This is a genomic window from Flavobacterium sp. GW823-FHT04A11 (assembly GCF_058796535.1).
Genome location: NZ_CM179503.1, coordinates 2165495 through 2180885, shown reverse-complemented (window position 1 = coordinate 2180885; position 15391 = coordinate 2165495). Strand labels below are relative to the sequence as shown.

Sequence of the window (15391 nt, the reverse complement as noted above, 5' to 3'; positions counted from 1 at the left end):
TATCGAATTGTCCCGATTATCTAATTGATTTTATTCTTTAAAAAAGCAGTGAACAACTGAAACATTTATTAAATTTGTTCGACAAACTATTTTACAAGCTGCAAAAATAGGGTATTTTAAAATATGGCGAAAGTAAAATATTATTACGACTCAGAAAATCTGGCTTATACGAAAATAAAAACCAGAAAAAGAATCAAAATCGGTTACGCATTACTGTTTTTGCTGGCTTCAGCGCTATTTGGATTTTTGGTTTTTGTACTTTTAATTAACACACCTTATTTCGAAACTCCGAAGGATCGCTTACAAACCCGCGAAATCGAAAATTTAAAATTGAAATATGCCATTTTGAATAAAAAAATGGATGAAATTGATGATGTTGCCGACGCGCTTGAAGAAAGAGACAACAACATCTACAGGGTTTATTTTAATAAAGCTGAAATTCCGGATTCTATCAGAAAAGCCGGTTTTAGAGACATTAACAGGTACAAGGATTTAGAAGGTTATAACAATTCGCAATTGGTATTGAATACTACAAAACGAATTGATCAGCTTTCAAAACAATTGGCGATTCAGTCAAAATCGTTAGATGAGATTTTGAAATTGGCGAGTGTAAAAGGAAATTTATTATTGGCAATTCCTGCCATTCAGCCAGTTCGAAATGAAAACTTAAAACGTGTCGCGTCAGGTTTTGGATATCGAATTGATCCTTTCACGAAAGTGCGAAAAATGCACAACGGAATGGACTTTACCGCCCCTACAGGATCTCCAGTCTATGCTACCGGCGATGGCGTTGTTGCAAGAGCGGATGCTGCCGCCTCGGGATTTGGAAATCATGTCGTGATCAGGCATGGTTTTGGATACGAAAGTCTGTATGCACATTTAAGCAAATACAATTGCAGGCCGGGACAACATGTAAAAAGAGGCGATGTTGTTGGTTATGTGGGAAGTACAGGAAGATCTGAAGGACCGCATTGCCATTATGAAGTACACAAGGACGGAAAAGTCGTGAATCCGATAAATTTTTATTACGGAAATATTTCGGCAGTCGAATATGTGGCTATTTCACAAATGGCAAACCAGGAAAACCAGTCATTAGATTAATACTATAAAAAGTAGTATTTTTGGAATAAATAAGAAAAATAAAAATCATGCACATTGAGCTTTCTAAAGATAAAAGATATTACAGCATTGGCGAAGTAGCCAAAGCTTTTAATGTCAACGCATCTTTGATACGTTTTTGGGATAGCGAATTTGATATTCTAAAACCTAAAAAGAATGCGAAAGGCAACAGAATGTTTACGCCTGAAGACGTTACGAATCTTCAATTGATTTATCATTTGGTTAAAGAACGCGGTTTTACACTTGATGGTGCCAAAACGCATTTGAAAGAGGGACAGAAGAAAACATTAGATAAATTCGAAATAATACGTAAATTAGAGACCATAAAAACACAATTAACAGAAATTAAAAACGAATTATAATATATTTTAATAATTAAATTAGAAACAAACTTAAATTAGATAAACATGAAAAAATGGTTAATCCCCGTAATAATTATTGTAGCACTTATCGCTATTATTGCTTTTTGGTCAATTGGAATTAAAAATACTGGTTTGCAAAAAAGTCAGGCAGTTAATAAAGAATGGGGAAATGTACAAACCGCTTACCAAAGACGTAACGACCTTATTGGAAACTTAGTAAATACTGTAAAAGGTGCTGCTGATTTTGAAAAAGGGACTTTAACTGCTGTTATCGAAGCTCGTGCAAAAGCAACTTCTGTTACAGTTGATCCAAGTAACGTAACTCCGGAACAATTAAAAGAATTCAATCAGGCACAAAGCGGTGTTTCTTCTTCATTATCAAGATTATTGGTTTCTGTTGAGCAATATCCAACGTTAAAAGCAAATGAAAATTTCCTGAAATTACAAGATGAACTTGCAAGTACAGAAAACCAGATTTTAACTGCCAGAACTCGTTTTAATGAATCTGTTCAGGAATATAACGGTTACATTCTTTCAATTCCAAACAAATGGTTCTTAGACTATAAAGAAAAACCATATTTTGAAGCTTCTACAGGAGCTGATAAACCAGTGGAAGTAAAATTCTAAAACAGAATTAACTATTTTAGACAATATTAAATCTAAAATCAGCAATCTAAACTCTAAAATTATTTCAATGTCAAAAGTAGAAGATTTTTTATCCAAAGAAGAAGAACAAGAAATTGTTGAAGCTATTCGCGTGGCCGAAAAAAACACTTCTGGCGAAATTAGAGTACATATAGAAAAAACAACTTCTAAAGTTCCTTTTGACAGGGCTTTAGAAGTTTTTCTTGAATTAAAAATGAATGAAACCCAACTTCAAAACGGTGTTTTATTCTACTTTGCCGTTGAAGATAAAAGCTTTGCAATTTGCGGAGACAAAGGCATAAATGATGTTGTTGCACCGGATTTTTGGGATTGTACCAAAGATAAAATGGCGGAACAATTTAAATTAGGAAATTTTAAACAAGGAATTGTTGACGGTATTTTGAACGCCGGCGAACAATTAAAAAAGAATTTTCCGTGGTCGGAAGGTGACACAAACGAATTATCAAACGAAATTTCAAAAGGATAAATGATGAAAATTTCCACAAATAAAATCTCAAATTCCAACGGAATTTTTCAGTTTACTTTTTTGTTTATCGCGTTTTTTATCTGCAACAATATTTTTGCTCAATTTGATATTCCTGAAATACCGGCTAAGCAGACTTCGGTTTATGATTATGCTAATATTTTAAGTGCATCAGAAAAAGCACAGCTTGAAGAAAAACTAATTCGTTATTCAGACTCTACCACAACTCAAATTGTTGTTATTACAATTGAAAGTTTAAAAGGTGAAGATGTAAGCCAGCTTGCCACAAAATGGGGACAAACCTGGGGAATTGGAGGAACAAAACAAGATGATAACGGTGTAATTATTTTATTGGCCAAAAACGAAAAAAAGATTGCCATTAATCCCGGATACGGCGTTGAAGATCGCTTAACGGCCGGAATTGGCGGAACAATCATTAGAAATATCATCATTCCTGAATTTAAGGCAGGAAGTTTTTACAACGGTTTAGACAAAGGAACTGATGCTATAATTGATGTTTTTAAAGGAAAATTTAAAGGAGAAAGAAAACAAACCAAAGGAAACAATTTCCCTATCTTTCCTTTTATTGTTATTGTTGTAATTGTATTAATTTTACTGTCCCGAAATAAACGAGGCGGCGGAGGAAATTCAGGCAATAGTGGCGGTGGTCCAAGTCTTATGGATGTAATTCTTCTAAGCAGTCTTGGAAGAAGCGGCGGCGGTTTCGGCGGCGGATCATCAGGAGGTGGTGGTTTTGGCGGCGGAGGCGGTGGCTTCGGCGGAGGTTTTGGCGGCGGCGGATTCTCTGGTGGAGGTTCTAGCGGAGGCTGGTAAAACTTGTTTTTTGTTTCAGGTTTTAGTTATTTTTAGTTTCAAGTTTTTAAATTATATATGAAAATTATCTATCTATTTTTTCTTTTTTCCTATTTCAATTCCTATTCACAGGAATTTTTCGACACCGAAAAAGTTGAAAATATGAAAGATCTAAAAGTCTTAGATAGTTTAATTGAACGATTCCCGGATGTAAATAATTATTATTACAGGGGTTATTTCAATTATGAAAGCAAAAATTACGATGAAGCTCTTTCTGATTACAACAAAGCTATCGCATTAACTCCAAATGATTTTAAAAGCTATTTTAGCAGAGGAAATTTATATATAAAATTAAAGGATTATCAAAGTGCTATTAATGATTTTAGCGAATGCCTTATAATAAATAAAAACTCTTATAAAGCTTATTTCAACAGAGCCTTTTTAAAATCTAAATTAGGAAATGTCCAAGGAGCACTCGATGATTATTCGAAATGTATAGATATTAATCCTGAATATATTCAGGCATATGAAAATAGAGGATTGTTAAAAAACGAATTAAATTTACACAGAGAAGCAATATCAGATTTTGACAAAGTTATTAAATATAACCCAAAATCGATAGAAGGATTTCAGAACAGAGCTATTGCAAAGGCATTAACTCATTCTAAAGATGCTATAAACGATTTTGACACCGCTGTAAATTTAGCTCCTGAAAATCCACAAGGATATTACAACAGAGCCTTATATTTCATTAATTTTAAAATTAAAAGAGATTATTGCTCCGATTTAAAAAAAGCAGTCAGTCTTGGTTATATACCAGCAAAGGAAGTACTAACTGAAAATTGTAAATTAAAATAATTAAAAACAGATGTTATCACATAAAGCAAAATACGCCCTTAAGGCCTTACTTTATTTAGCTGAACAAGACGAAAATCACATTTCTAGAACTATAGAAATTGCTGATGGAGCTAACATTCCTAAAAAGTTTTTAGAACAAATTTTATTAGATCTAAAACGAGGACGTTTTGTGAGCAGTAAGCAGGGAAAATTTGGCGGATATTATTTGATACGATCAAAAAACGATATTACTCTGGCAGAAATTCACCGTTTATTTGACGGTGCAATTGCGCTTTTACCATGTGCTTCGTTAAACTTTTACGAACCATGTTCTGATTGTAAAACCGAGGAAGAATGCAGCCTCAGACACGGTTTAATGATCATTCGTGATGAAACTCTTAAAGCAATGCAAGGCATCACAATAGCCTCTCTTGTAAAGAAATAAAAAAATATTTTCTAATTCCTAGTAAATCTATAGAATTTACATATATTTGCAAAAAAATCAACAACCAATTACAAATTTTAACCCTATGAAAGTAAATTACAATCGATCAGGTTTAACTGAAAATCTTTTGCAAAGAAACCAAAATAGTCAATTCACTATCGTGAAAAACAATTCTTCTATGATATGTATGTGCTGGTAAAAAAAATTTTAATTTAAATTCTACTAATCACATATACTTAATATAAAAATGAAAAATCTATATAAAATATCTATTACAAGCATCTTTTTACTTTTAGCCTTTACAACATCATATGCGCAAAATATTGAAGGCGTTGTTAACACAAATGAAAATATTCCGTTAGAAGCAGCTAACGTTGTTATAAAAGGAACCACTTCCAGCGCCAGCACAGATGCCAGCGGAAGATTTACAATTGATTCTAAAGGAAAACTTCCATTGACACTTTTAGTTCAATATGTAGGATACAAAACTACAGAAATAGAAATTACAGCTTTACCAACAGCACCTTTACAATTAATACTTCGTGAAGAAAATGAACTTATCGAAGTGGTTGTTTCTTCAAGACGCCGTATCGAAAAAGTTCAGGATGTTCCAATTGCAGTTTCTGTAATTACTGGAAAGCAGGCAGAACAAACCGGAGCTTTTAACGTAAATCGTATTAAAGAATTAGTTCCTTCTGTTCAGTTATATTCATCAAACCCAAGAAATACAGGTATTAATATTCGTAGTCTTGGTTCTCCTTTCGGACTTACAAATGACGGAATCGATCCGGGTGTTGGTTTTTATGTAGACGGTGTTTATTATGCACGTCCGGCTGCAACAACACTGGATTTTATCGATGTAGAACAAATTGAGGTTTTACGCGGACCACAAGGATCTTTGTTTGGTAAAAACACAACTTCGGGAGCTTTTAACATTACTACACGCAAACCAAGTTTTACTTCTGGTGCTGATTTTGAAGTGAGCTACGGAAACTATTCTTTCATTCAGGCAAAAGCATCTGTTACAGGAGCTTTGGGCAAAAAAATAGCAGGTCGTTTATCTTTTTCAGGTACACAACGTGACGGTTTAATTGATAATGTTGCTACAGGAAGAGCAACAAACACTTTAAATAATCAGGGAATCAGAGGGCAATTGCTTTGGACACCAACAGAAAATACAAATATTATATTGGCTGCCGATATTACCACTCAGCGTCCTGACGGATATGCACAGGTTGTTGCCGGTGTTGCTCCAACTCAAAGAGCTGCTTACCGCCAATTTGATGCTATTATCGCCGATTTGAATTACCAGCTTCCGAGTCAAAACGCTTTTGACCGTAAAATTGATCAGGATACTCCTTGGAGATCTAATCAGGATTTAGGAGGTATATCTCTTAATATTGATACCAAAATTGGAGGTGGAACCCTTACTTCTACAACTGCATGGAGATTCTGGAATTGGGATCCATCAAATGACAGGGATTTTACAGGATTGCAAGTACTGGCAAAATCACAAAACCCTACAAGGCAAACTCAAATTACACAAGAAGTTCGTTATGCAGGACAGTTAACTTCTAAAATTAGTGGTGTTGCAGGTGTATTCTTTATTGACCAAACATCACAAACAGATGGTACAGAAGAATCCGGAAATGCGCAATGGAGATTTGCTCAAAGTTCAACAAGTACTTTATGGAAAACTCCGGGTCTTTTTGAAGGTTACGGAATTAAAACAGATGCCAATATCAGAGCATCAAGTGCTGCGGTATTTGGACAAATTGACTGGGCTATCACAAGTTGGTTACATGTTTTACCTGGTTTACGTTATAATTTTGACAAAAAAGATGCTCATTATGCCCGTACAACTTATGGAGGATTACAAACAACAGATCCTGCATTAATTGCTTTGAAAAAACAAGTATATTCTGACCAGGCATTTGATTCAGCTATCGACAACACAGATTTTTCCGGAAACATTACAGTTACTGTTAAAGCTTCGGATAAAATCAATGCTTACGGAACTTTTGCAAAAAGCTACAAACCTGTTGGGGTAAACGTTGCAGGATTACCAACAAATTCTGCTGGCGCGCCTTTACTTGATCTTGCGGTTATCAAACCAGAAAAAGTATATCATTATGAAGTAGGTGTAAAAACATCTCCATTCAAAAATTCAATCTTAAACCTGGCATTATTTCAAACAGATATCAATGATTTCCAAACTAACGTTCAGGCAGCAGAATTAGGTGTAAACCGCGGATATCTTGCAAATGCTGATAAAGTACGTGTACAAGGTGTAGAACTTGACGCTAGTTTTGTAGTAAGCCAGCATTTAACTATTAATGGAGCTGCAACTTATACAGATGGTAAGTACGTGAAATTTACAAATGCGCCACTTCCATTAGAAGAAACCGGAGCAACCGTATCTTTCAAAGATGTATCCGGATCTGCTTTGCCTGGTGCTTCAAGATGGGCAGGATCTTTGGGAGGAGAACTTTCTGATCGCGCAAAATTCTTCGGAAATGCAGGAAAAGTTTTCGTAGCTGTAGATTCTTATGCACGTTCTGAATTCTCATCAAGTCCATCAGCTTCAAAATATTTGGTTGTTCAGGGATATGCTATTTTTAATGCCCGTTTAGGTTTCCGTGCTTCGCAAGGTTTATCTGTTCATTTCTGGGGCCGTAATCTTTTAAACAAAGATTATTACGAACAATTATTGCCTGCAGGCGGAAATTCAGGACAATACGCCGGAGTATTGGGAGATCAAAGAACTTATGGAATTACTTTAAAATATTCACTATAATATTTAGTTAATTTTAAATAGATTAAGCGAGATAGATTTTAAAATTTATCTCGCTTTTTTTTATGTTTTGGTTTTTTATAAAATCACAAAATCGAAAGGAAAACAAATTTAAAAATCAATTCGCTTTCTCTTAATCAGTTCGCATTTGTATATATTCGCATCCTGAATTTATATAAATGAAAATTCTCAGGCTAGCTGCATTTTTATTTTTTTTGACTCAACATGGTTTTGCTCAAACCAAAAGAAATTTTGACCAGCAAACACTAACCTGGATTCGGTATTATAATATTTTACCCTTAACCGAAAAATGGGCGCTGCATTCTGAATTTGATAATCGCAGTTTTATAAATCCTGTTCATGAAAATTTATTTGTGATAAGAGTTCAGGGAAGATATCGTGCCGGTAAAATTGTCGATTTAGGCGGCGGTTTTGCTTATTTTAATGTCAATACACAAGATCCTCACATCGATCCTGATTTTTCGGTTCCGGAATATCGTACTCAGCAGGATATTACGCTAATTAATGATATTGCAAAAATTACATTTCACAATCGTTTTCAACTGGAAGAACGATTTATTCAGAAAGCAACTAAGACCGAATTACTTGACGAATTTTCTTTTGCTTTCCGATTCAGATATAGATTACAATCGACTTTTGATCTTTGGAAAAAAGAAAAACAAAGTCTAAAAGGAACAATTTCTGATGAAATTATGTTCAACTTCGGAAAAGATAACAAACGAAATACTTTTGATCAAAATCGTCTCTATGCCGCATTGCGCTATCATATAAATCCAAATATTGGTCTGGAATTAGGATACTTAAAAAGTTTTCAAAGACGTGCCAGCGGACTAGATTTTTATGATCGGGATATCATTCGCTTTACTTTTTATCATAAGATTGATCGTAGATTTTAAAAAGGCTGATCATTAAAATTTGATCAGCCTTTTTCTTTACCCCTTTGTCTCTTTGAACTCTGCTCCTTTGAACCTTCAAAGAGAACTACTCTCTTTCTCTTCTCTTATTTCCTTTTTCTGCTCCTTTAAAATTCCCAATTTTATAAGCCAGAGAAAACATCACATAACGCTTTAAAACTGTATTTTCTTCATCGCGAATTGAGGTTGCCGAAATGGTTCTTGTTGCGCTTAAGTTTTGATTTAAAACATCATATACTTTTACTTTTGCATAAAGTGTTTTATTTAAAAATCCGTAAGACAAACTGGTGTTCCATAAATAAAAATCTTTTTTGAAATCATCTGAGATGTTTGAATTGTAAGTATATCCAAAATCATTTCCGAAAATGAAATTATCCGGCCAGTATGATGTTGTTTGCAAATTAATTCTGTGTACCACATTTGAAGTCTGCCCCAGCAAATAATTTTCATATTTAGACTGGTTGTATGATAAATTATATGATGGTGCAATTGTTAATATATCTCCATAATCATAAGACATATATACTTTTGGAGTAATTCCGACAGATTTGGAATTATATAAAATTTCATTGGTATATCCTTTATCAAAAGAATAGTTTCCGCTTAAACCTACACCATATCGAATTGTGTGTGCATCTTTTTTAATCTGCTGATTCCAGTTTGCTCCTAAAGAAAGATTATAAACTCCTGAAATATTTGTATAGGTAGTTTCTTTCTGTCCATTTTCATTATAGCTGGAAATAGAAACAATATCATTATTATAATAATCTCCTTTTAAATTAAAACTATAACCTGAACGAGATCTAAAATCATAATTTCTAAACTGGAAATTAACGCTGTTTTTTTCAACTGGTTTTAAATCAGGATTTCCAATAATTGTATTTAAAGGATTATTTAAATTTACAATCGGCATTAACTGATTAGCTGAAGGTAATGCATTTGAATAATCATATTTGAATGTTAAGTTTTTTGAACGATTAAATTTGTATCGCAATAAAGCAGTTGCAAAGGGCAACGCATATTTTTTACTCAAATCTGTCGCTACATTTTGATATAGTGAATAATTTTCAAAATTTACAATGGAAGTTCGGCTGTCCAGATTTACGGTAAACTTGTTTTTTTGCAAAGTAATTCCAACTTTTGGTGTAAACGAATTTTGAATTGAACTTGTGTAATTACTAAATTTTGCATCATAATCCGTATATTCCTGAGTATCATCATTGAAATTATACGTTTTTTGATCATTACTATTACTTCTCCAATCTAAATCTGCACCAATTCTAATTCTTAACGAATCTGTTATTGGTTCTGTATATTCTATATCCGCAGAGTAAGTATCACTAATCGCTCTCTTTTTTGTATTCTGATTCCTTAAATCATTTGGAGTAGAGCCTACGTAATAAATTGTTTCAGAAATATTCAAAGCATTAGAATCACTGTCTGTGTTATTGTTCGTAAAAACAAGACTTAAATTACGGGCTTTTCTATCAAAAGCTTTATTAAAGTTTATCGTGTTTGCAAAATTTGTGTTTGTACCCTCTGAAATAGAGCTTCCATCACTTTTATTCAGTTCATTACCGTTTTCATCTTCAGTGGTACTGGAAGATGATGATGTACCATTTGTATTTGATTGGCTTACTTTAGGAGCAATTACAATTCGTGTTTTAGGATCTAACTTATACTCCAGTTCAAAATTTGCATTATTACCCGTGTTTTCATTTCTGGTTTTAGATTCACTTTGTGTTATGTTATTTCCCGTTGGCTGAAAAACAACTTCATTTGACTTACTATCATTTTTATTGACGGTATTCGAAAAATTATAACTCCCCATGGCCAATAATTTTTCAGTCCAGTCATCAGAATAATTAAGTCCCACTAAATTGGACTGCGTAATTCCTTTTCCGCTTCCGCCAGAACCAGAATTTCCGCTTCCGCCTCTTCCGCTACTGTTTCTTCCTCCTCCCATATTATCAAATACATCATCCATCGAAAATCCGGTAGAATTGATGTTATTGGAAGAAGCCAGTAAACTTATTTTTTGTTTATTATTGAAATAATTCAGGTTGACATTTGCCTCATAGCGATCATCTGTTCCGTAACCGCCCATTACTTTTCCAAAATATCCTTTGTTTTTCTTTTCATCAATAGTAATATTAATGCTCGAAAAATCTGAAGTTGATTCTTGTTTTGAAAGTTCTTCTTTTTTGGTTTTAAAATCCGAAACCTGGATTTTTTTGATAATATCGGCAGGTAAATTTTTAATAGCAATCGCTCCGTCTTTATCAAAAAACGTTTTACCGTTTACTAAAACCTGATTAACCTCACGCCCATTTACAGTAATTTTTCCGTCGTTGTCGACATCAAATCCGGGCAATTGTTTCAATAAAGTCTCGACATTAGAATCCGGACGCACTTTATAAGAACCGGCATTAAACTCTAAAGTATCTTTTTTAATGGTAATTGGTGCTGCTTCTGTTTTTATAACAACATCATTCAATGCGTTTACATTTTCTATCATGTAAAGTTTACCAAAATCCTTGCTTTCTGTAAGTCCTTTATATTCTTCATAATAAGTTTGATATCCCATATAACTTACCTTAAGAAAAACAGGCTTCTCATATTTTTTGATATCCATTCTAAAAGTTCCGTTTTTATCCGTAGTGGCATATTCAATAACGGTAGAATCTTTTATGGTGGTAAAATAAACAGTCGCCATTTCCAGCGGCAATTGGGTGTTAACATCAAGAACAGTTCCTCTTAATGTAATGTCGTTTTGAGCGTTTGCTGCTACGACGAAAAGGAAGAAAAACGATAAAAATGAATAAATCTTTGTCATAAATTGGTTAGGTTTGATTTGTTAGACTGCAAAAAAGTCAAAAGGTTTAATTGTAGTTTTTACATTTATTCAAATAGCATGCCATTTCAGTCTGACAAAATCAATTTGATTTAAAAGGAGGCATAAAAAAAGTCCCCGTTTTGAGGACTTTTTATTTTATTTTTCTCTGATATAAATATCAATTGGCACTCCTGAAAAATCCCAATTTTCTCTAATTTTATTCTCCAGATAACGTTTGTAAGGTTCCTTAACGTATTGTGGCATATTAGCAAAAAACACAAACTGAGGCGTTAATGTTGGTAACTGCATACAATATTTAATTTTTACATATTTACCTTTTGTCGCTGGCGGCGGATAAGCTTCAATTACTTTCAACATATATTCGTTGAATTTTGAAGTTGCAATTCTTTGTTTTCTGTTTTCAAAAACCTGAACTGTAGCTTCAAGTGCTTTCAATAAACGTTGTTTCGTTAAAGCCGAAACGAACAAAATTGGCACATCTGTAAAAGGCATTAATTCTTTTTTGATTTTCTCTTCGTAATCACGAGTCGACATGGTATCTTTTTCAACCAAATCCCATTTGTTTACTAAGATTACAACCCCCTTACGGTTTTTCTCTGCCAGCCAGAAAATACTTTGATCCTGACCTTCAAATCCACGGGTTGCGTCGATAACTAAAATACAAATATCAGCATGCTCAATTGCACGAACTGAACGCATTACAGAGTAAAACTCTAAATCTTCTTTTACCTTTGCTTTACGACGGATTCCAGCAGTATCAACCAGGTTAAATTCAAAACCAAAACGGTCAAATTTAGTATCAATTGCATCACGCGTTGTTCCTGCAATATCGGTAACAATATATCGATCTTTACCAATCAAAGCGTTGATAAAACTTGATTTACCTGCATTTGGACGTCCTACAACGGCAAAACGAGGCAATTCAGCTACTTCTTCAACTGGTTCTTTTTCTGGAAACGCTTCAATCAACGCATCTAATAAATCTCCTGTTCCGCTGCCCGAAATACTTGCAAACGTAAAATAATCTCCTAAACCAAGATTATAAAACTCAATTGCATCTTTTTCACGCATTGCATTATCTACTTTATTTACAGCCAATAAAACCGGTTTTGTTACTTTGCGCAACAATTTCGCCACCGTTTCATCCATTGGTGTAATTCCTTCTTCTACATCAACCACAAAAATAATAACATCAGCTTCGTCGATAGCAAGCTCTACTTGTTTGCGGATTTCACCTTCAAATACGTCATCAGATCCACGAACATATCCGCCGGTATCAATTACAGAAAACTCTTTTCCATTCCACTCGCTTTTACCGTAGTTTCTATCTCTGGTAACTCCAGAAACCGAATCTACAATAGCTTCTCTTCTTTGTATCAGCCTATTAAAAAGGGTTGATTTCCCTACATTAGGTCTTCCTACTATCGCAACAATGTTATTCATTTTTTTGAATTTTAGATCTTAGATTTCAGATTTCAGATTTTTAGTTCCCTAAAAACCTAATCACTTGGAGTCCAAAATGCTTTATTTTAATTTTTTGCAAAGGTAGTTAAAAAAGTGGCTAAGTCACTAAGTTTCTAAGTACCTAAGTTTTTTATTATTTTCCCTATTATTTTAAGGAGCTATTTCCAGCTGTCCGCTATATCTTTTCCTGGCTAAAGAAGCCAGAAAAAGGATGCCGCTTCCATCTGGGCTAGGGCTTAAAGGGTTGAAGAATATTTAGTTTACAAAATTTGAAATTTATTACTCTTCCTGATAAACCCAATATCCTTTTTTTATCTATTTTAATTTCTTTTTAGTCTTTGCGTGAGGGATAGAAGTGGAAATCCTTTTGTGTAATGAAATGGAACAAAAGATTGCAACGGATAGCCCGACCCGGAGGGGCACGCCCAAACTATATTACTGATTATACCCGAAACGTTTCAACATATTAGCATTGCTTCTCCAGTTTTTATTCACTTTTACAACCAGTTCAATGTGAATTTGTTTTCCGAAGAATTTCTCTAAATCAGCACGGGCATCTGTTCCTACTTTTTTAAGAGCAGCACCTTTATGTCCGATGATGATTCCTTTTTGCGTTTCGCGTTCTACCATAATAATCGAACGGATTCTGATAATTTTTTCATCTTCAAAAAACTCTTCCGTAACGATTTCAACTGCATACGGAATCTCTTTGCTGTAGTTCAGTAAGATTTTTTCACGAATGGTTTCGTTTACGAAAAAACGTTCCGGTTTGTCTGTTAATTGATCTTTTGGATAATATGCCGGTGATTCAGGAAGTAATTCAATGATTCGTCCGAAAACTTCCGGTACATTAAAATTCTGTAAAGCGGAGATTGGGAAAATTTCAGCATTTGGTACTTTTGCAGTCCAAAACGCTACTTGTTCCTCTAATTGTTCCTGATTTGAATTGTCGATTTTATTCAACAACAATAAAACCGGAATTTTAGCGTGGATTATTTTATTAAAGAAAGCTTCGTCTTTTAAGTCCTGCTCCCCTATTTCGACCATGTAAATCAAAATATCAGCATCTTCAAAAGCCGATTTTACAAAATTCATCATCGACTCCTGCATTTCATAAGCCGGTTTAATGATTCCCGGAGTATCCGATAATATAAGTTGAAAATCTTCGCCATTCACGATTCCAAGAATACGGTGGCGAGTTGTTTGTGCTTTTGATGTAATAATCGATAATCTTTCTCCAACAAAGGCGTTCATCAATGTTGATTTCCCTACGTTTGGATTCCCGATGATGTTTACAAAACCTGCTTTATGTGACATTTGTGAATTATTTATTTTGCAAAGGTAGTCATATCAACTCAATACAGAAAATAAAACATTTTTTAAAGTTTTCGTTGGATTTCTCAAAAAACGACGTATCTTTGCACCCGAAACATCGCGGGATAGAGCAGTAGGCAGCTCGTCGGGCTCATAACCCGAAGGTCACAGGTTCGAGTCCTGTTCCCGCTACTAAGACAAAGCTTCAGAGAAATCTGGAGCTTTTTTGTTTTAGTCAAATCTTAAAGTCAGAAGATTTTCGTAACGTTTATAATTTCTAAAAAATAAAAAAAATGCGTAAAGTCAGAGACATTTGCGGAACTTTTTATAAAAACTCTTTAGAATCAAAGTATGGATTATTGCTGTGGTTGCGAAGTCAGAGACATTCGGACAGCATCTTAAAAACAACTCTTGTATTGCTCATCTTTTTTGTTTTTTACTGATATTTCTTCTATTTTAATGTGTTAGAAATTTGAAATCTCATATCACTAACTTTGAAACACTCAACATTACCTAGTTTATGTAACAAAGTCCCTTTAAGTTTTCTGATACAAATAGGTCCCAAATAATTCCGTTACCACGCTCTAATTTCACCATACTTCCATTATATTTTATTCCGGCAATATCTAGTTTTTGATGATAGTTGGGAGAAAATACAGATTTAATTTTTAAACTTAAAAAATCACCTTTTTTTATTGGCATACAAGTTATTGTATCCTTTTTCGTCGATGCGATTTTAAAAACAGAATCATTTCTCTTTGCATATATGACATAGTTTGTTTCAATTAATTCTATTCCTATAATTTCAAATTTCAAATCTTTTTTTTCAGTATTTGATGAATTTAAATTATTAGTTCTACAGGATATTAAAACAAAATAGAAGCAAAAAATTAAAATTATTGTTTTCATAATATTTTATTATTTAAGGTGAAGTTTGAATTATTTTCGGGTCTCTAGTGCCTTCTTGTACAAAATAATTGAAGTTCCATTTTGATAATACACTTCTCCTGTATCATTTCCATTTTTATCTCTATACTCAAATCCTTAGGGCCACACTTTGAAATTGTATTAAGACTATTATGTACTAAATTATAATTTGTCCCCACCGTCTTAGAATTTCCTGAACTTTGAGACAATTTATCCCCTTAATATGCTTCTGAAAATTCATGTGCTGTATCTGCTCGTCACTTATCCTAATAAGTACTTTGTGCTTCTAAAACTTGGATTAATTTCTTGATAAGCTTGTACCGTTGTTGTATTAGTAAGAACGTAAATGTTATTCTGGAACGTTATACAGAATTAATAAACTCATTGCCTGATGT

The 15391-nt window shown here is 33.7% G+C and carries 13 protein-coding genes and 1 tRNA gene; 10 read left to right on the top strand and 4 right to left on the bottom strand.

What is annotated here, in order from left to right; translation table 11 throughout:
• The first annotated feature begins 123 nt into the window (after nt 1-123).
• The 9 genes from AC3QL1_RS09455 (at nt 124) to AC3QL1_RS09415 (ending at nt 8416) form a co-directional block, all read left to right on the top strand.
• Nucleotides 124-1101, top strand: coding sequence for a M23 family metallopeptidase (locus AC3QL1_RS09455; RefSeq protein ID WP_492497057.1), 978 nt, complete (start codon nt 124-126; stop codon nt 1099-1101).
• 47 nt (nt 1102-1148) lie between these two features.
• Nucleotides 1149-1481, top strand: coding sequence for a MerR family transcriptional regulator (locus AC3QL1_RS09450; protein ID WP_492497056.1), 333 nt, complete (start codon nt 1149-1151; stop codon nt 1479-1481).
• Nucleotides 1482-1526: 45 nt separating this feature from the next.
• Nucleotides 1527-2108, top strand: coding sequence for a LemA family protein (locus AC3QL1_RS09445; protein ID WP_492497054.1), 582 nt, complete (start codon nt 1527-1529; stop codon nt 2106-2108).
• A 67-nt stretch (nt 2109-2175) separates the two neighbouring features.
• Nucleotides 2176-2613, top strand: a complete 438-nt coding sequence (locus tag AC3QL1_RS09440; RefSeq protein WP_492497052.1) for a TPM domain-containing protein — start codon at nt 2176-2178, stop codon at nt 2611-2613.
• Nucleotides 2614-2616: 3 nt separating this feature from the next.
• Nucleotides 2617-3444, top strand: coding sequence for a TPM domain-containing protein (locus tag AC3QL1_RS09435; RefSeq protein ID WP_492497554.1), 828 nt, complete (start codon nt 2617-2619; stop codon nt 3442-3444).
• A gap of 141 nt (nt 3445-3585) precedes the next feature.
• Nucleotides 3586-4281 (top strand): tetratricopeptide repeat protein, encoded by a 696-nt coding sequence (locus AC3QL1_RS09430; RefSeq protein WP_492497051.1) that lies wholly within the window; start codon nt 3586-3588, stop codon nt 4279-4281.
• Nucleotides 4282-4291: 10 nt separating this feature from the next.
• Complete coding sequence (locus AC3QL1_RS09425) at nt 4292-4705, top strand: RrF2 family transcriptional regulator (protein ID WP_041517419.1); 414 nt, start codon at nt 4292-4294, stop codon at nt 4703-4705.
• 247 nt (nt 4706-4952) lie between these two features.
• Entirely contained in the window at nt 4953-7502 is a 2550-nt protein-coding gene (locus AC3QL1_RS09420) for a TonB-dependent receptor (RefSeq protein WP_492497049.1), read from the top strand.
• Between the two features lie 176 nt (nt 7503-7678).
• Nucleotides 7679-8416, top strand: a complete 738-nt coding sequence (locus AC3QL1_RS09415; RefSeq protein WP_492497048.1) for a DUF2490 domain-containing protein — start codon at nt 7679-7681, stop codon at nt 8414-8416.
• Between the two features lie 85 nt (nt 8417-8501).
• On the opposite strand, the gene AC3QL1_RS09410 is transcribed toward AC3QL1_RS09415, so the two are convergent.
• From AC3QL1_RS09410 to era, 3 genes are all read right to left on the bottom strand, one after another.
• Nucleotides 8502-11270 (bottom strand): outer membrane beta-barrel protein, encoded by a 2769-nt coding sequence (locus AC3QL1_RS09410; protein WP_492497047.1) that lies wholly within the window; start codon nt 11268-11270, stop codon nt 8502-8504.
• A 156-nt stretch (nt 11271-11426) separates the two neighbouring features.
• Nucleotides 11427-12734: a ribosome biogenesis GTPase Der gene (der, locus tag AC3QL1_RS09405; protein ID WP_492497045.1), complete on the bottom strand. Its 1308-nt coding sequence runs from the start codon at nt 12732-12734 to the stop codon at nt 11427-11429.
• A gap of 456 nt (nt 12735-13190) precedes the next feature.
• A complete protein-coding gene (gene era, locus AC3QL1_RS09400) occupies nt 13191-14072 on the bottom strand; it encodes a GTPase Era (protein ID WP_492497043.1) in 882 nt (293 codons plus the stop codon).
• Nucleotides 14073-14188: 116 nt separating this feature from the next.
• On the opposite strand from era, the gene AC3QL1_RS09395 reads away from it, so the two are divergent.
• Nucleotides 14189-14261, top strand: a tRNA-Met gene (locus AC3QL1_RS09395).
• Nucleotides 14262-14582: 321 nt separating this feature from the next.
• On the opposite strand, the gene AC3QL1_RS09390 is transcribed toward AC3QL1_RS09395, so the two are convergent.
• On the bottom strand, nt 14583-14978 hold the full coding sequence (locus AC3QL1_RS09390; RefSeq protein WP_492497041.1) for a hypothetical protein: 396 nt from the start codon (nt 14976-14978) through the stop codon (nt 14583-14585).
• Nucleotides 14979-15391 lie beyond the last annotated feature (413 nt).